Origin of the sequence: Streptomyces sp. NBC_01092 (genome assembly GCF_045039535.1) — a bacterium.
Classification (GTDB): domain Bacteria; phylum Actinomycetota; class Actinomycetes; order Streptomycetales; family Streptomycetaceae; genus Streptomyces.
This window is the reverse complement of sequence record NZ_CP108659.1, coordinates 2,587,590-2,604,385: the sequence shown is the minus strand read 5'-3', so window position 1 is coordinate 2,604,385 and position 16,796 is coordinate 2,587,590. Positions and strand designations below refer to the sequence as shown.

The window sequence follows — 16,796 nt, the reverse complement described above, 5'->3', positions numbered from 1 at the left end:
CTGAAGAGCAAGCTCAGAACCCGTGCCGCATCCCGCCGTCCACCGGCAGCATGATCCCCGTCAGATAGGACGCGGCCGGCGACAGCAGGAACGCCGCCGCGCGTCCGAACTCCTCCGGGTAGCCGTACCGCCGCAACGGAATGCGCGCCGCGTTCGCGGCCCGGGTGGCCTCCGGGTCCGCCGACAGTCCGTCCAGCTCCCGCACCCGGTCCGTGTCGATACGGGCCGGCAGCAACCCGACCACCCGGATCCCCCGCGGCCCCAGCTCGTCCGCGAGTGACTTGGCGAACCCGGCGAGCCCGGGCCGCAGCCCGTTCGAAATGGTCAGCCCGGGAATCGGCTCGTGCACCGACCCCGACAGCACGAACCCGATCACGCCGCCCTCGTCGAGCTCCGCCGCCGCGGCCCGGGCGAGCCGCACCGCGCCGAGGAACACCGAGTCGAACGCCGCCTGCCACTGCTCGTCCGTGTTGTCCGCGACGAACCCGGCCGGCGGCCCGCCGACGCTCACCAGGATGCCGTCGAACCCGCCGAAGGCGTCGCGGGCGGCGGCGATGAGCCGGGCCGCGGCGTCCGGCTCGGCGTTGCCGACGGCCACCCCGACCGCGTTCGGCCCCAGTTCGGCCGCCGCGTCGGCGACCCGCTTCTCGTCCCGGCCGGTCACCACGACCTTCGCCCCGTCGGCCACCAGCTCACGCGCCGCCGCGTTGCCCAGCCCACGAGTGGCCCCCGTGACGACGTACACCCGGTCCTTCAGTCCAAGATCCATGGCCCCTATCCTGCCCCCTCGGCCCCGAACAGGGCGAGGGCCGTGTTCACCAGGCCGATGTGGCTGAAGGCCTGCGGGAAGTTGCCGAGTTGGCGGCCGGAGACGGGGTCGTACTCCTCGGCCAGCAGGCCCACGTCGTTGGTGAGCGCCACCAGCCGGTCGAAGAGTTCGCGTGCCTCGTGCGTACGGCCCGTCATGTGCAGCGCCTCCGCGAGCCAGAACGAGCAGGCCAGGAACGTGCCCTCGCTGCCCGTCAGCCCGTCGACGGCCGTCTCGTCGGTGCTGTAGCGCAGCAGGAAGCCCCGGTGGCTGAGCTCGGTGCGGATCGCGTCGATGGTGCCGATGACGCGCGGGTCCTCGGGCGGCAGGAAGCCGACGCGCGGGATGAGCAGCAGCGCGGCGTCCAGTTCCCGGGAGCCGTAGGACTGAGTGAAGGTGTTGCGCTCGGGGTCGTAGCCCTGCTCGATCACCTCGCGGTGGACCTCGTCGCGGAACTCCCGCCAGCCGCTCAGGTCGCCCTCCAGCTGCGGGTTCCGCTCCAGGGTGCGCACCGCCCGGTCCGCGGCCACCCACACCATCACCTTCGAGTGCACGAAGTGGCGTCGGCCGCCGCGCACCTCCCACAGCCCCTCGTCGGGCCGGCGCCAGTGCGAGCGCAGCCACTCGACGAGGGCGACCTGGATGGCCCACATGTGCGGCTTGGTCGGCAGCCCCGCGTCCCGCGCCAGCGCCAGCGTGTCCATGACCTCGCCGTACACGTCCAACTGGAGCTGTTCCACGGCCTGGTTGCCGATGCGTACGGGGGCGGAGCCCGCGAATCCGCACAGCCACGGCACCTCGAACTCGGGCAGCCGGCGCTCGCCCGCGATGCCGTACATGATCTGGAGGTCGGCCGGGTCGCCGGCGACCGCGCGCAGCAGCCAGTCGCGCCAGGCCTCGGCCTCCAGCCGGTAGCCCATCGACAGGCCCACGTTCAGGGTGAGGGTGGAGTCGCGCAGCCAGCAGTAGCGGTAGTCCCAGTTGCGCACGCCCCCCAGCTCCTCCGGGAGCGAGGTGGTGGGGGCGGCGACGATGCCGCCGGTCGGCCGGTAGGTGAGGGCCTTGAGGGTGATCAGGGAGCGGATGACGGTGTCGCGGTAGGGGCCCTCGTAGTGGCAGTGCCCCACCCATTTGTGCCAGTCCCGGATGCTGCTGTGCAGTGCCTTGTACGGGTCGATGAGCGGTGGGCGCGGCTCGTGCGAGGGGTGCCAGGTGAGGACGAACGCGACCGTCTCGCCCGCCTCGACGGTGAACTCCGAGAGCGTGCTGAAGTCCTCGCCCCAGGTCTGCACCGCGGGGTCGCTGCGCAGCCAGACCGAGTCCGGGCCGGCGATGGCCACCCGGTGGCCGTGGGACTTGCGCACCCAGGGCACGATCGAGCCGTAGCCGAAGCGCAGCCGCAGGGTGCAGCGCACGGTGACCCGGCCGCTCAGCCCCTCCACGATGCGCACGAGTTCGGGGGCGCGGTCGCGTTGGGGCATCAGGTCGGTGACGCGGATCGCGCCCTCGTCGCTCTCCCACTCGGTGTCCAGCACCAGCGTGTCCGGGCGGTAGGCGCGGCGCGTGCAGGAGCCCTCCGCGTGCTTGGGGGCGATGCGCCAGTGGCCGTTGTCCTCGTCGCCGAGGAGCCTGGCGAAACAGGCGGCCGAGTCGAACCGGGGCAGACACAGCCAGTCGACCGAGCCGTCCCTGCCGATCAGGGCAGCCGTCTGCTCGTCACTGATCAGGGCGTAGTCCTCGATGCGCGGGTGCACGCAATTGCGGGTTCCCCGACGGCGGGTGGGCCAATCAGGGGTGGGGCCGGGGGAGTGACGTCGCCGCGGGTGAACCGGTGCCGGAGAAGATGACGCCGGGTTCCGCCGGGGTGTGGTTGAGGACCCACAGTCCGATCAGTGTGGCCAGGGCGAACACGACCGCGACGAGGACGGCGAGGACCAGCCGGCGCCGGCGTTCGCGGCGCAGCCATGCGCCGCGCGCCGTGCGATAGGCGTCGGGCGCGGCCTGTACCCCGTCGGCGAGCGCGGAGAGCGCCTGGCGCAGCTCCTGCTCGGTGCGGTCCTCAGTGGTGCCACGCGACGGAGTCGCATCTCGGTGCGTCATCGCCGGGCCTCCATCGCCTGGGTCAGGGCGGCGAGGCCGCGTGCCGTATGGGTCTTGACGGATCCGCAGGAGATCCCCATGGCCGCGGCTATCTCGCTCTCCTTCAGTCCGAGCCAGTGCCGCAGCACCAGCGCCTCGCGCTGCCGGGCGGGCAGCTGCTGGAGCGCGTCGATCAGGACGCGCTGGTCGTCGCGCAGCAGCGCGGCACTCTCGGCGGAGGCGACGAGCTCGTCGGCGGGCTTCTCGACGTGCTTGCGCGCCACTTGGAGATGCCGGATCCGCATCCGCGTCAGATTGCACACGGTGGAACGCAGATAGGCCTCCGCCGCCTCGGCGTCCCGCAGGCGGCGCCACTTCCGGTAGATCTGGTAGTAGGCCTCCGCGACCACGTTCTCCGGATCGTCGGCGCCGAGCAGCACCGCGAGGCGCAGCATCGAGGAGTAGTGCAGCTCGAACAGGCGGGCAAGGCCGGCCTCGCGCTCCACGTCCGCCGGGTCGCTCACCGAGGGGGTGAGGGGTACGGCAGGTACCGCACCGGCTTCGCGTCTCAGCTGTCTCACGGCTTGTTCGCTCCCGTCTCGGGACGCCGCCTGACGCTCAGGCGTGACGGCAGGTCGGTCAGATCGGCGCCGCGCGGGACGCCGAGGCGGCTCAGCACCGCGGTCGTGGCCACGGCGACGGTCAGATTGAGCAGCAGGGCGGCGAGCCCGGCGTAGATCTCCGGCCCGGAGCCCAGCGGCACGACCGACGAGAACCCCTCCCGGACGACCATGCAGGTGCCCGCCACCATCCCCACGGCCCATCCCGCGAACAGCGCCCGCGGATGCAGCCGCGCGGTGAACAGCCCGATCACCACGGCCGGGAAGATCTGCAGGATCCAGACCCCGCCGAGGAGCTGGAGGTTGATGGCGTCCTGGTCGCGCAGCCCGAACACGAACGCCACCGCGCCCACCTTCGCGGTGAGCGACACCGCCTTGGCGATACGCACCTGCCGCTTGGGCGTGGCCGTCGGCTGGACGTACTCGACATACACATTGCGTACGAAGCTCGTGGCGGCCGCGATCGACATCACCGCCGCCGGGACCATCGCCCCCACGGTGATCGCGCCGAACACCAGCCCGGCCAGCGGCGCCGGCATCAGCCGGTCGACCAGCATCGGTACGGCCGCCTCGGCGCCGCCCTCAGGGGCGCGCACGCCCGTCGCGAGGGCCGCGATGCCGAGGAAGCCGAAGAGGGCGAGCAGCCCGGTCCAGGCGGGCAGCGCCACGGCCACCTTGCGCAGCGTGCGCGGGCCGTCGGCGGCGAAACCGGCGGTGAGCACGTGCGGGTACATCAGCAGGGCGAGCGCCGAGCCGAGGGCGAGGGTGGCGTAGGCGGGCTGCTGCTCGGGCGTGAGGAGCAGGGCCGGGCCGCCCAGGCGCTCGGCGGCACCGTCGAAGACGGCACCCGGGCCGCCGAGCCGGTCGAGGACCAGCCAGGTCACCGCGGTCAGCGAGACGAAGACGGCCACGGCCTTGAGCGCGGAGATCACGGTGGGCGCGCGCAGCCCGTGCCGGTACGTGGCCACGGCCAGCCCCGCGAACAGCGCCACCATCACCAGATCACCGGCCGCACCCCGCGGATACACGCCCCCGGCCGTCAGCACCGCCCTGATCCCGAGCAGTTGCAGTGCCAGATACGGCATCGTCGCGAGGATCCCGGTCAGCGCGACCACCAGGGCCAGCGGCGCCGAACCGTAGCGGCCGCGCACGAAGTCCGCCGCCGTGACATAGCCGTGCCGGCGGGCCACGCTCCACAGCCGGGTCAGCAGCACGAAGGCCAGCGGGCAGACGATCACCGTGTACGGCACGGCGAAGAAGGCGGGCGCGCCGCTGCCGTACGCAAGGCCCGGTATGGCGGCGAAGGTGTAGGCGGTGAAGATCGTCCCGCCGAGCAGCAGCCAGGTCCACAGCGGTCCGAGGCTGCGGTCGGCCAGCGCCCAGCCCTCCAGGGACGGCAGCCGGTCGCTGGGCCGCAGACGCCGCGCGGTGACGGCGAGCAGCGACGCTCCGCCGATCACGGCGAGGAACGTCGCGGTCATGGCGCCGTCGGCCATGGGTCACCGTCCTTGGTGTGCCTGTGCCCTCGCGCGAGAGTTGCGCGAACAGCCGGAACGGAGGACAGGAAACCGGCGGGAAATTTCCCGGAATTTCGCTGTCAACCGGTTCCGGGGAGTGGGCAACTCTTGCACAGACCGACAGCGAGCGGGAGAGGAGCGCAGGTCATGGCACGGACCGGTCATCACCGGCTACGGCGCGTCGCGATCGCCGTCCTGCTTCTCGCGCCCGCGGCGGGGCTGCTGTGGGTCCCCTGGTACGCCGGTGCCGAGCCGCGGCTGGCGGGGACGCCGTTCTTCTACTGGTACCAGCTCGCCTGGGTGCCGGGGTGCGGCCTCTGCCTGCTCGCCGCGTACGCGCTGACGGACCGACATCGAGAGCGCTGAGCCGTACGTCCCTTTTGCGCACCTACTTTGCTTCAGGTCAGGAGCCGCCATGCCCAACTCAGCCATGCCCGAATCCGAACGCAGAGCGCCGGAGAAATCACGAATGTCGCCCAGGTCGGTGGCGATCTGGAGTGCCGTGGCCCTCCTCGGCGCCCTCGGCTGGGCCGTGCTCGCCCTGTCCCGGGGTGAGGAGATCTCCGCCGTCTGGCTGGTCGTGGCCGCCCTCGGCTCGTACGCGATCGCCTACCGCTTCTACTCGCGCTTCATCGCCCGGCGGGTCCTCCAGGTCGACGACACCCGCGCGACCCCGGCCGAACGCCTGGAGGACGGGGTCGACTACCACCCCACCGACAAGCGGGTGCTGTTCGGCCACCACTTCGCCGCCATCGCCGGCGCCGGCCCGCTGGTCGGCCCGGTGCTGGCCGCGCAGATGGGCTATCTGCCGGGCACCGTCTGGATCATCGCGGGCGTGATCTTCGCCGGCGCCGTGCAGGACATGATCGTGCTGTTCCTGTCCATGCGCCGGGACGGCAAGAGCCTCGGCCAGATGGCGCGGGACGAGATCGGCAAGGTGGGCGGCGCCGCCGCGCTGATCGGCGTCTTCGCCATCATGATCATCCTGCTCGCGGTGCTGGCGATGGTCGTCGTCAACGCCCTCGCCGAGTCCGCGTGGGGCACCTTCTCGGTCTCCATGACCATCCCGATCGCCCTGTTCATGGGCTTCTACCTGCGCTATCTGCGGCCCGGCCGGGTCGTGGAGACCAGCTTCATCGGCGTCGCGCTGCTGCTGCTCGCCATCCTCGGCGGCGGCTGGATCCAGGACTCCGCACTCGCCGAGTACTTCGTCTGGAGCCCCGAGACCCTGGTCTTCTGCCTGGTCGGCTACGGCTTCGTCGCCTCCGTGCTGCCGGTCTGGATGCTCCTTGCACCCCGCGACTACCTGTCGACCTTCATGAAGGTCGGCACCATCGCCCTGATGGCCGTCGGCGTGGTGATCGCCGCCCCGAACCTCAAGACCGATGCGGTGACGGAGTTCGCCTCGACCGGCGCGGGCCCGGTGTTCGCCGGTTCCCTCTTCCCCTTCCTCTTCATCACCATCGCCTGCGGCGCCCTGTCCGGCTTCCACGCCCTGGTCTCCTCCGGCACCACGCCGAAGCTGATCCAGAAGGAGTCCCAGGTCCGGCTGATCGGCTACGGCTCCATGCTCACGGAGTCCTTCGTCGCCGTCATGGCCCTGATCGCCGCCTGTGTGCTCGAACCCGGCCTGTTCTACGCCATGAACTCCCCGGCGGCGCTGCTCGGCCCGACCGTGGACAGCGCCGCCGAAGCCGTGAAGAACCTCGGCTTCACCATCACTCCGGATCAGCTCACCGCGGCGGCCAAGGCGGTCGAGGAGGAGACGCTGGTCGGCCGCTCCGGCGGGGCGCCCACTCTCGCCGTGGGCATGTCGGAGATTTTCGCCGGGGTGATCGGCGGTGCCGGGATGAAGGCCTTCTGGTACCACTTCGCGATCATGTTCGAGGCGCTGTTCATCCTGACCACAGTGGACGCCGGCACGCGCGTCGGCCGCTTCATGCTCCAGGACATGCTCGGCAACGTCTGGAAACCGATCGGCCGCGTCACCTGGAAGCCCGGCATCTGGATCACCAGCGCCCTGGTCGTCGGCGCGTGGGGCTACTTCCTCTACGCCGGTGTCACCGACCCGCTCGGCGGCATCAAGCAGCTGTTCCCGCTGTTCGGCATCGCCAACCAGCTGCTGGCCGCCGTCGCCCTGGCCGTCACCACCACCGTGCTGATCAAGTCGGGCAAGCTCCGCTGGGCCTGGGTGACCGGCATCCCGCTGGCCTGGGACGTGGCCGTCACCTTCACCGCGGGCTGGCAGAAGATCTTCTCCGACAACCCGGCGATCGGCTTCTTCGCCCTGCGCGACAAGTACGCGCAGGCCATCGAGGACGGCCAGCTGCTGCCGGGCGCCACGAACATGGACGACATGCACACCATCGTGCTCAACAACACCGTCGACGGCGTGCTCATGGCGATCTTCCTCCTGCTGGTCCTCACGGTCCTGGTCAACTGCGCGGTGGTGTGCGTCCGCGCGGTCCGAGCGGCGGGACCACTGCCGACGACCGAGGCACCGTACGTCGAGTCCCGCATCGACGTACCCGAGCCCCAGGGCGAGCCGCTGGTGGGGGTCCGGTCATGAGGGCGGCGCGCTGGGTGCGCTGGTACGTACGTGAGCTGATGGACGTACTGAGCCTGCTGCACCGGGAGGGCCGACCGGAGGGCCGCTGCTGTTGATGCCGGGGGCCGGCTGCGGGTCGTCTGTGGCTGGTCGCGCAGTTCCCCGCGCCCCTTAGGGACGTGCAGCGGACGTACCTCAAGGGGCGCGGGAAACTGCGCGAGCAACCACGAACCACCCGCAGCCGCCCGCGAAGCCGAACCCCGACGGCGACAAATAGACCCAAATGCTGAAACGCCGCCCCTCCCTGCTCATCCGCCCCGAACTCGACGACGCCCCCTGCACAGAACCCTCCGCGAACTCCGCCCCACCCAACAACTCCACGGCCTCGGAGCGGGCCGCACAAGCCCCGCATGGGAACCCGTGGCTGAACTGCTCCGCCCGTGGTCTCCGAGAGATGGGTCGCCGACCGGCCCGACGACGGTGACGCCCTGGTCCATCGTGCCTTCGTCCGGTCGGCCCGCGCCCCGTCTTCCAGCGCATCGGGTGCCACATGACCCGCCACCCGTGGGATCTGCTGCCCCAGCCGGAACGTACCTTCCGCTACTGGCGCGACCAGCTGACCGGTCGCCGCACGTGAGAGCGGCCCGGTCGTGGACGCTAGACGGAGGCCGGCGCCGACTCCGTCTCCTCCGGCGCCGCTGCCGCTGCCGCCGCCCGCTCCCGCGCCTCCCGGCGGGCCAGGACCACCCACCCGATGGGAACGCCGGCCGCGAACAGCCACCACTGAAGGGCGTACGCGTAATTCAGCGGAGCGTTCTCGTTGCCGGGCTTGCCGATCAGTTCCGGTGTGTCGCCCTTGGGCTCCGGTGCCGTCTGGACGACGTAGCCGCCGAGTACGTCGGCGTCGAGGCGCCCGGCCTCCCGCTCGCTGTTGATCAGCATGACCTGCCGGTCGGGCAGGCCCTTGAGGTTCTTGATGCCGCTCGCCTCGGTCGTCTCGTCCGGCATCAGCCGCCCGGTGACCGTGACGGTGCCGCTCGGCGCGGCGGGGACCTTGGGGAAGGCCGTCTGGCTCGGACCGTCGGCGGGAATCCAGCCACGGTTGACCAGCAGCACCTTGCCGTCCGTCAGCACGAGGGGCGTGAGTACGTGGAAGCCGACCTCCTCGTCGGCGTTGACGCGCCGCCTGACCACGACCTCCCGGTCGGTGTCGAACCGGCCCTGCGCGGTCACGGTGCGATACCGCTCCTTGGAGGTGACCGTGTGCCCCGGGGACGTCAGCTTCTCCACCGGTACCGGCTTCGCCTCCAGGGCGTCGGCGACCAGCTGATTGCGGGCGCTGCGCTCGTCGTAGCGGTGCATCTGCCAGAAGCCCAGCCGGATCATCGTGGGGATGAGGATCAGGGCGACCAGCGTGAGGATCACCCACTGCCGGGACAACAGGAAGCGGTACACCCCACGACCGTACAACTCGGTCGTGGGGCGCTTTCAGGCGGGTACCGGGTCACACCTTGTCGACGATCCCCACCTTTCCCTCCGCGCGAGCGCAGTGGGCGCCGCAGAACCAGTGACCGTCGACCTCGACGCCCTGCCCGATGATCTGCACACGGCAGTGCTCGCAGATGGGTGCCATGCGGTGGATCGCACAGGAGAAGCAGTCGAAGACGTGCACCACGCCCTGCGCGTGCACCTCGAAGGTCATGCCGTAGTCGTTGCCACAGACTTCACATGTCGCCATGCGCCACAGGGTGAGCGGTCACCGGGGCGCGGGCGAGAGGGCTCCGGGCGAGTCGCCCGGTAATCACCCGTCCGTACGGTCACGGCTCCGACGCCGGCTCCACGTCCCGCAGGAGCTGCCCGAAGGCCGCCTCGTCCACCACCGGTGTGCCGAACTGCCGGGCCTTGACCACCTTCGAGGTGTTCGAGTCCGGGTCGTTCGTGACGAGCAGGCTGGTCAGCCGGGACAGGCTCGTCGACACATGCAGCCCGGCCTCGACCGCGCGGTCCTCCAGCAGATCGCGCTCGATCGACGTGTCCCCGGAGAAAGCCACCCGCATGCCCTGTTTGAGCCTCTTGCCGTCTTCGTAGCGGCCTGGGTTGGGATGGGGGCACATGGGCCTTTTGCGGGACGGGCGCCAACTGGTCGGCCGATACGAGCCGTAGCCCCCGGAGCCTCCCGCCTGCTGCCCGATCCGGGGCGCGGCCGTGTCCCGCCACTCGGTCAGCGGCCGGCACTCCTGGAGCGGCAGCCGCACGCTGTCCGCCGCCGCGGCCCGCAGGCTCGGCCGGAACGCCTCCGCCAGCACGCGCGCGTCGTCCAGAGCGTGGTGCGCCCGCTGCTGGACGACACCGAAGTGCGCCGCCAGCGACTCCAGCTTGTGGTTGGGCAGCGGCAGCCCCAGCTCCTTCGACAGCGCGATGGTGCACAGCCGCTGCCGCACCGGGGCCTCGCGCTCCGCGCGCGCGTACTCCCGCGCGATCATCTGCCAGTCGAAGACCGCGTTGTGCGCCACGAGCACCCGGCCGTCGAGCCGGGCCGAGAACTCCTCGGCGATGTCCGGGAAAAGGGGCGCCGCTTCGAGTACGTCGCTCGTCAGACCGTGGATCCAGACCGGGCCCGGGTCGCGCTCCGGGTTGACCAGCGTGTACCAGTGGTCCTCGACCTCGCCGCGCGCGTCCAGCCGGTACACGGCCGCGGAGATTATCCGGTCGTCCCGGGCCAGGCCGGTGGTCTCCACGTCAACGACCGCGTACCCCTGGGGATACGCGGCCGGCCACGCTGTGGGGGCGGATGCTGCGGTCGTACGGTCTTCGAGCATGGTCATTGAGGATACGGGCCGCCACTGACAGTCCTCACCGTCAGGTGCCTTGCCCCGCCTGCCTGTTCGAGCCATGCGAACGCGGGAACGTCAACCCCGCGACGGGCACCTGGTGTTGCCGTACGCCGGTGAGCCCGCCGCCCGCGGGGAGCGTCGGTACGTCCGCGATGCCCCGCGCGGTGCGATCCTCCGCATATGACCGAACCAACGCATGGCGAACCTCACGGCGGCGCGCTGGGGGAGCGGCTGAACTGGCTTCGGGCGGCCGTGCTCGGGGCGAACGACGGCATCGTGTCGACCGCGGGCCTCGTCGTCGGCGTGGCCGGGGCGACCGGCGACCGCTCGGCCCTGCTCACGGCCGGGCTGGCGGGGCTGCTCGCCGGGTCGATGTCGATGGCGGCGGGGGAGTACGTCTCGGTGTCCACGCAGCGCGACTCGGAGAAGGCCGCGCTCGCCCAGGAGAAGCGGGAGTTGCGGGAGCAGCCGGAGGCGGAGCTGGAGGAGCTGGCGCAACTGCTGGAGCGGCGGGGGCTGTCCCGGCACGTGGCCGTGGAGGCCGCGGTCCAGCTGACGGAGCGTGACGCACTCAAGGCGCACGCGCGCGTGGAGCTCGGAATCGACCCCGACCGGCTGGCCAACCCGTGGCACGCGGCATGGGCGAGCTTCCTGGCGTTCACGGCCGGGGCGCTGCTGCCGCTGCTGGCCATGGTGCTGCCGCCGGCGCAGTGGCGGCTGACGGTCACCGTCGTCTCCGTCCTGGCCGCGCTCACCCTGACCGGCTGGAGCAGCGCCCGGCTGGGCTCGGCGCCCTGGGCCCGGGCGGTGCTGCGCAATGTGGCGGGCGGCGCGCTCGCCATGGGGGTCACCTACGCGGCCGGGTCGCTGCTGGACCTGGCGGGGGCGTAGCGCCCCGGGCCTGCGAGCCGACTGCCACGGGACGGTTTCCGCAGCTCAGGAGCGATACCGGTACCTCGAAGCGCGCCGGATCCCGACCTCGACGTACGGTGAGATGCGCGCCCGACCACCCCCTGGGCGCACGTACGACGAAAGACGAGAAGGATCCTCGCCATGCGCGCCACCACCATTCACGCCCCCTTCGACATGCGCGTGCAGGACGTGCCCGACCCCGTGGTGCGCCGGCCCACCGACGCCGTGGTCCGGGTGCTGCTGGCCTGCATCTGCGGCAGCGACCTGTGGGCGTACCGCGGCGAGGCGGCCCGGCAGCCGGGTCAGCGCATCGGCCACGAGTTCCTCGGCCTCGTCGAGGAGACCGGCTCCGAGGTCGCCGGGGTGAAGCGGGGCGACCTCGTCGTCGCGCCCTTCATGTGGTCCGACGGCGTCTGCGACTACTGCCGTGAGGGCCTCACCACGTCCTGCGAGCACGGCGGCTTCTGGGGCTCCGTCGGCTCCGACGGCGGCCAGGGCGAGGCCGTGCGCGTCCCCTTCGCCGACGCGACCCTCGTCCAGCTCCCGAAGGACGCGGCCTCCGACGACCATCTGCTGTCCGCCCTGCTGACGCTGTCCGACGTCCTGGGCACCGGCCACCACGCCGCGCTCGGCGCCGGCGCCCGGCCGGGCGCCACGGTCGCGGTCGTCGGGGACGGCGCCGTCGGGCTGTGCGCGGTGCTCGCCGCCAAGCGGCTCGGTGCCGAGCGGATCATCGCGCTCGGCCGCCACCAGGTCCGCACCGACATCGCGCTCCGCTTCGGCGCCACGGACGTCGTCGCCGAACGCGGGGACGCGGCCGTGGAGGCCGTACGCGAACTCACGCGCGGGCAGGGCGCGCACGCCGTCGTCGAGGCCGTCGGCACCGAACAGTCCATGCGGACGGCCGTCAACATCACCCGCGACGGCGGCGCCATCGGCTTCGTCGGAGTGCCGCACGGCAGTGGCACCGGGCTCGACCTCGACGTCATGTTCGACGGGAACATCGCGCTGCGCGGCGGTGTCGCGCCGGTCCGCACCTACATCCCCGAGCTGCTGCCCGACGTCCTGGACGGCACGATCGACCCCTCGCCGGTCTTCGACCTGACGGTCGGTCTGGAGGAGGTCCCCGCCGGTTACAAGGCGATGGACGAGCGGACCGCGCTCAAGGTCCTGGTCGCCAACTGACGGTTCACCAGCGGATCGGCACCGGCAGCGCCGTCAGCAGCCCCGACAGCGCGACCACCACCGCCAGGGCGACGACCTCGGCCCGTGCGGGGGAGCAGGCGGTCAGCGGGTCGGCCGCGCGGCGCAGCCGGATCCGCGCCCACAGGGCGAGCGCGGCCACGACCACCACGACCAGCACCTTGGCCAGCAGGGCACGCCCGTACGCCGTCCCCGTGAGCTGGTCCAGGATCGTGTCCGACGGCATCCGGCGCAGCGCACTCCACACCCCTGTCGCGGTGAGGGCGGCCAGCAGTACGGCCGCCACGCGCGCGTAGAGACCCAACAGCGCCGCGCCCGCCTCCCCGGCACCCCACCCGCGCAGGGCCCGCAGGGCGTGCAGCAGTCCGCCCACCCACAGCGACGCGCAGGCCAGATGCACCAGCGTCAGACCCGAGCCGAGCAGCGGGCTGTATTCGTTGGTGGGGTGAGCGCGCAGCGCCTCGGCGACCACCACGGCGGCCAGCGGCCAGAGTTGGGAGGCCGGCCGGCGCGAGAGGGCGCACAGGCCGGCCGCGGCGAAGGCGTTGACCTCCAGCAGCGCGAGCTTGCCGTCGCGCGAGGCGTACAGGCCGCCGATGTCGAGGTCGGCGGGGCTGTGCGGCACGAGGTTGCCGGTGGAGACGACCGAGGCCAGCCCGAGGGCGGCGACGAAGCCGACGGCGGCCGCGTACGGCGCCCAGCTGCGGGGCCGCGTCGCGGGCGCGCCGGGCACGGACCGGGCCAGCCGGTTCACGAACAGTTCCCCCAACGGCACGCACAGCGCCGCGAACAGCACCGCCCGCAGCAGCGCGATGCCGCCCGTGCCGGGCGCGGCGGCCTCCCCGGTGCCGTGCAGCGCGGCCGACGGCCCGAGCAGCGGGATCAGCGCCGCCAGCGCCACGAGGGCGAGAACGGCGACGGCCCGCGCCATGCCCAGGCGCGGCTGCGGCGTGCTCCCGTCGGCCACGTCCGGGGAGGATCCTGTCAACGTCACCTCAAGATCTTCACAAACCAGCACAGAGACGGGCAAGTGCCCGGATAGAAGTGGCGGTACGGCATTCCGCCCCTGAGTACGGCTTCGGCGTCACCGCCGCTCAGCCCCACCGCGCCGGATCCGCGCCCCACACCCCGGGCGCTCGCGTCCAGCCGCCGGGACCGCCCTCGAACGACACCGGCGGCAGGGCGTATCGCAGCCGCCCGAGCGCGCTGTCCCGCTCGCCGAGCCAGCCGTCGGGCGCCTCGTACGCCACGTCACCCCGCGGGCCCGGCCGGATCCCCTCCGTCAGCCACAGCGCCGTGCGCGCCAGCGCCAGCCGTACGCACCGCCCGTGCCCCTCCTCCCGCTGCTCGGTCAGCGCCCGCAGCACGGCCGCCGCCAGCAGATACCCCGTCCCGTGGTCGAGGGCCTGCGCGGGCAGGGCGCCGGGGCGCTCGGCCGAACCCTCGGTGGCGGCGATCCCGGTGGCGACCTGCACAAGGCTGTCGAAGCCGCGCCGCCCGCCCCACGGCCCGTACGCCCCCCAAGCCGACAACTGCGCCACGACCAGCCCCGGCCGACGCTCGGCCAGCGCCTGGGGCGACAGTCCGAACCGGTCCAGGGCGCCGGGCCGGTACCCGGTGACGACGACGTCCGCCGTCGCGAGCAGCTCCTCGAAGGCGGCCCGGTCGGCCACCAGGTCCAGCGTCGCCGAGCGCTTCCCGAAGCCCGTGTCGGCGTGCTGGTCCGCCAGTTCGGGCAGCTGCGGCGCGTCCACCCGCAGCACGTCCGCGCCGAGCAGCGCGAGGGTGCGGGTGGCGACCGGTCCCGCGATGACCCGCGTCAGATCCAGCACGCGCACTCCGGCGGCGGGCAGCAGGGGAGTGCCGTCGAGCGGCGGGAGCGCACGCGCGCGTGCCGTGTCCAGCCGTTCCTGCTCGACGAGCGGCCGCAGGGCCACCGCTGCCGCCTGCTCGTGCGCTGCCCACTCCTTCGGCGTGCGCAGTGCCACGGCCAGCCCGCCGGCCGCGTACACGGCCTGCTCCACCTCGTGCGAGGACCGCTCGGCGAGGGCCGCCCCGACGGCGTCCGGATCCTCCTGCGGCACCCCCAGCGCGGCCAGCAGCCCGGCCCGGTGATGCGGATAGTTCGCGTGCGTGCGCACCCATCCGTCCGCCGTCCGCCAGAACTTGGACAGCGGCGCGAACCAGACCGGCGCGCGCCCGTCGACCAGCAGATGCCGCTCACTCACGAACGCCGTGGCGATCGCCCCGTCGTCCAGCCGCACCTGAGGCACCTCGGCGAGCCCTGCCCGCCGCGCCCCCAGCTCGGCGGCGGCCAGCGCGCACGCGCCCACGCAGGCGCGCGCCAACTCCCGTACGGGAAGACGCGCGGAAAGCGCGCCCTCCCGCACCACCGTCGACACCCGCGGGAGCAGGACGGGGTCGCCGCCCACCGCGGACCAGGCAGTACCGAGTGCAGTCATGACTGCACTATGCACTACTTGCCTCAGTCAACGGCGTCCAGGGCGTTGACGATCCCGAACCCGTAGAAGCCGTTGACCCGCTTGCCGCCCACGCACACCGCGTCCGGCGTGCCGTCGCCGTTCTGGTCGTACGACTCCGGGCAGCCCGGGTTGTCCGCCTGCGCCTTCAGCAGCGCCTGCAGCTGGTCCGGAGTCGCGTACGGATAGCGGGACTTCAGCAGCGCGGCCACGCCCGCGGCGTGCGGGGAGGCCATCGACGTGCCCTGGAGATAGCCGTACTGGCCGTTCGGGAGGGTGGCCAGGATGCGGCCGTTCTTCGACGGGGTGTCGGGGATCTGGTACAGCCGGTCGCCGCCGGGGGCCGCGATGTCGACGACGCCGTAACCGTACGAGGAGTAGTACGACTTGAGGTTCTTCACGCCGGTCGCGCTGACCGTGACGATGCCCGGCAGCTGGGTCGGCACGTCGAAGCACTTGTGCGGGTCGATGGTGCGCTCGACGGGGGTCGAGTCGTCGGGGCTGCTGTCGTCGACGAGCGCGTCGGAGTCCAGGTCGTGGTTGGAGTTGCCGGCCGAGGCGAGGTTGAGGGTGCCCTTGCGCTGGGCGTACAGCTGGGCCCGGTTGACGGCGTCGACGATCGCGCGCTGGTCCGGGTCGTCCACGCAGTTGTAGAGCCACGGGTCGACGTAGTAGCTGTTGTTCGTGATCTCCACCCCGTGGTCGGCGGCGAACACGAAGGCGCACACGACGCTTTCGGGGTAGTAGAGGCCGTTGACGGGGTCGCTCACCTTGATGGCGGAGACCTTCACGCCGGGCGCGACGCCCGCGATGCCGACGCCGTTGCGGGGCGCGGCGATCTCGCCCGCGACGTGCGTGCCGTGGGCGTCGGTGCTCGTGTACGGCCGCCAGGCGCCCGCGCCGGTGTCCGCCTTGCCGCCGGCACAGTTCGCGGACTGGGATGCGGAGAAGTTCGGGGCGAGGTCGGGGTGGGTGTCGTCGACGCCGTTGTCGATGACGGCGACGGTCACCTTGGGGCTGCCCGGGTTGATCTTCGCGGCCCGGTCGGCGCCGATGGCGCGCAGGTTCCACTGGTCGGCCTCGAGCGGTTCGCCGTCGCCCGCCGCGTCCGAGGCGCGGGCGGTCCTCGCGGCCTGCTGCTCCGTCAGGAGCTGGACGGGGCCCTCGTCCGTCGTCCCGGCGGCGGTCAGGGGCGTCGTACGCGTCACACCCGCCGACTGGACCCCGCGCACCCCACGCATCACCTCGGCGAAGTCGGGGTGCGCCGAATGGACGACGATCACGCCGATCCTGTCGTACGCGATCACGACGGTCCCCCCGGCCGCCTCGATCGCTTTGCGCACTGACCCGATCGTGCGGCGGTCCGGCCTGGTGTTGACGACATAAGCCAGCGAGGGCCCGTCCACGGCCTGCGCGACGGGCTCCGTGGGGGGTGCCGCCGAAGCCGCCGTCGGCAGGAAGCCGAGCGAGGCGGTCAGCGACAGAACGAGCGGGACAGCGAGGCCGAGTCGGCGTCTGGACCGCAGATGAGCCATGGGATCTCCACATCATCCGGAACAGGAACCGCCCGAGCCGCGATGTGGCCGCTCGGGCAGGTACATGACGAGTGGTGCTGGGGCGAAGCTATCCCTGAACCTCCTGGCCAGCAATCCGGCCGAGGCGACTTCGGAAAGAAGCCCGGGGAGTTGAACCGGTCCTCGCGTGGCGCCGTGACCTTGGACAGGAGGCGCGAGCACGATCGAGCCCCCTGTTGGATCACGCGCCGGGGCCCTAACATCGCCAGCCGGTTCAAGTG

At 72.2% G+C, this 16,796-nt stretch carries 15 protein-coding genes; 4 read left to right on the top strand and 11 right to left on the bottom strand.

The window, feature by feature from the left end; translation table 11 throughout:
• Positions 1–13: 13 nt before the first annotated feature.
• Genes OG254_RS11480 through OG254_RS11460 form a run of 5 tightly spaced genes read right to left on the bottom strand, consistent with a single transcriptional unit; the run spans position 14 to position 5,003 of the window.
• Positions 14–769 carry an SDR family oxidoreductase gene (locus tag OG254_RS11480; protein WP_351195015.1) on the bottom strand — a complete coding sequence of 252 codons (756 nt, stop codon included), beginning with the start codon at positions 767–769 and terminating at the stop codon, positions 14–16.
• 5 nt (positions 770–774) lie between these two features.
• Positions 775–2,562, bottom strand: a complete 1,788-nt coding sequence (locus OG254_RS11475) for a glycoside hydrolase family 15 protein (RefSeq protein ID WP_405580218.1) — start codon at positions 2,560–2,562, stop codon at positions 775–777.
• 34 nt (positions 2,563–2,596) lie between these two features.
• On the bottom strand, positions 2,597–2,908 hold the full coding sequence (locus tag OG254_RS11470; protein ID WP_405580215.1) for a hypothetical protein: 312 nt from the start codon (positions 2,906–2,908) through the stop codon (positions 2,597–2,599).
• The gene (locus OG254_RS11465; RefSeq protein ID WP_405594944.1) at positions 2,905–3,459 is read right to left on the bottom strand and encodes a sigma-70 family RNA polymerase sigma factor; all 555 of its coding nucleotides are present in this window, start codon (positions 3,457–3,459) and stop codon (positions 2,905–2,907) included. Before OG254_RS11465 ends, OG254_RS11470 begins: the two co-directional genes overlap by 4 nt.
• Before the next feature lie 5 nt (positions 3,460–3,464).
• The gene (locus OG254_RS11460; protein WP_405580212.1) at positions 3,465–5,003 is read right to left on the bottom strand and encodes a sodium:solute symporter; all 1,539 of its coding nucleotides are present in this window, start codon (positions 5,001–5,003) and stop codon (positions 3,465–3,467) included.
• A gap of 168 nt (positions 5,004–5,171) precedes the next feature.
• On the opposite strand from OG254_RS11460, the gene OG254_RS11455 reads away from it, so the two are divergent.
• Both OG254_RS11455 and OG254_RS11450 read left to right on the top strand, forming a co-directional pair.
• Complete coding sequence (locus OG254_RS11455) at positions 5,172–5,390, top strand: DUF3311 domain-containing protein (protein ID WP_147996819.1); 219 nt, start codon at positions 5,172–5,174, stop codon at positions 5,388–5,390.
• 49 nt (positions 5,391–5,439) lie between these two features.
• Positions 5,440–7,593, top strand: coding sequence for a carbon starvation CstA family protein (locus tag OG254_RS11450; RefSeq protein WP_405580209.1), 2,154 nt, complete (start codon positions 5,440–5,442; stop codon positions 7,591–7,593).
• Between the two features lie 636 nt (positions 7,594–8,229).
• Here the strand turns inward: OG254_RS11450 and OG254_RS11445 are convergent.
• From OG254_RS11445 to OG254_RS11435, 3 genes are all read right to left on the bottom strand, one after another.
• Entirely contained in the window at positions 8,230–9,027 is a 798-nt protein-coding gene (locus tag OG254_RS11445) for an SURF1 family protein (protein WP_405580206.1), read from the bottom strand.
• Between the two features lie 49 nt (positions 9,028–9,076).
• Positions 9,077–9,310 (bottom strand): hypothetical protein, encoded by a 234-nt coding sequence (locus tag OG254_RS11440; protein WP_147996822.1) that lies wholly within the window; start codon positions 9,308–9,310, stop codon positions 9,077–9,079.
• A 79-nt stretch (positions 9,311–9,389) separates the two neighbouring features.
• Positions 9,390–10,391 carry a DEDDh family exonuclease gene (locus OG254_RS11435; protein WP_405580204.1) on the bottom strand — a complete coding sequence of 334 codons (1,002 nt, stop codon included), beginning with the start codon at positions 10,389–10,391 and terminating at the stop codon, positions 9,390–9,392.
• A gap of 195 nt (positions 10,392–10,586) precedes the next feature.
• Between OG254_RS11435 and OG254_RS11430 the strand changes: the two genes are divergently transcribed.
• Both OG254_RS11430 and OG254_RS11425 read left to right on the top strand, forming a co-directional pair.
• Complete coding sequence (locus tag OG254_RS11430) at positions 10,587–11,297, top strand: VIT family protein (RefSeq protein ID WP_405580201.1); 711 nt, start codon at positions 10,587–10,589, stop codon at positions 11,295–11,297.
• 162 nt (positions 11,298–11,459) lie between these two features.
• A complete protein-coding gene (locus tag OG254_RS11425; RefSeq protein WP_405580199.1) occupies positions 11,460–12,503 on the top strand; it encodes a zinc-dependent alcohol dehydrogenase family protein in 1,044 nt (347 codons plus the stop codon).
• A gap of 4 nt (positions 12,504–12,507) precedes the next feature.
• Here OG254_RS11425 and OG254_RS11420 read toward each other — a convergent pair whose 3' ends face one another.
• From OG254_RS11420 to OG254_RS11410, 3 genes are all read right to left on the bottom strand, one after another.
• Positions 12,508–13,452, bottom strand: coding sequence for a CopD family protein (locus OG254_RS11420; RefSeq protein ID WP_405594941.1), 945 nt, complete (start codon positions 13,450–13,452; stop codon positions 12,508–12,510).
• Between the two features lie 163 nt (positions 13,453–13,615).
• On the bottom strand, positions 13,616–14,983 hold the full coding sequence (locus tag OG254_RS11415) for a CoA transferase (protein ID WP_405580196.1): 1,368 nt from the start codon (positions 14,981–14,983) through the stop codon (positions 13,616–13,618).
• Positions 14,984–15,006: 23 nt separating this feature from the next.
• A complete protein-coding gene (locus OG254_RS11410; RefSeq protein WP_405580193.1) occupies positions 15,007–16,536 on the bottom strand; it encodes a S8 family serine peptidase in 1,530 nt (509 codons plus the stop codon).
• Positions 16,537–16,796 lie beyond the last annotated feature (260 nt).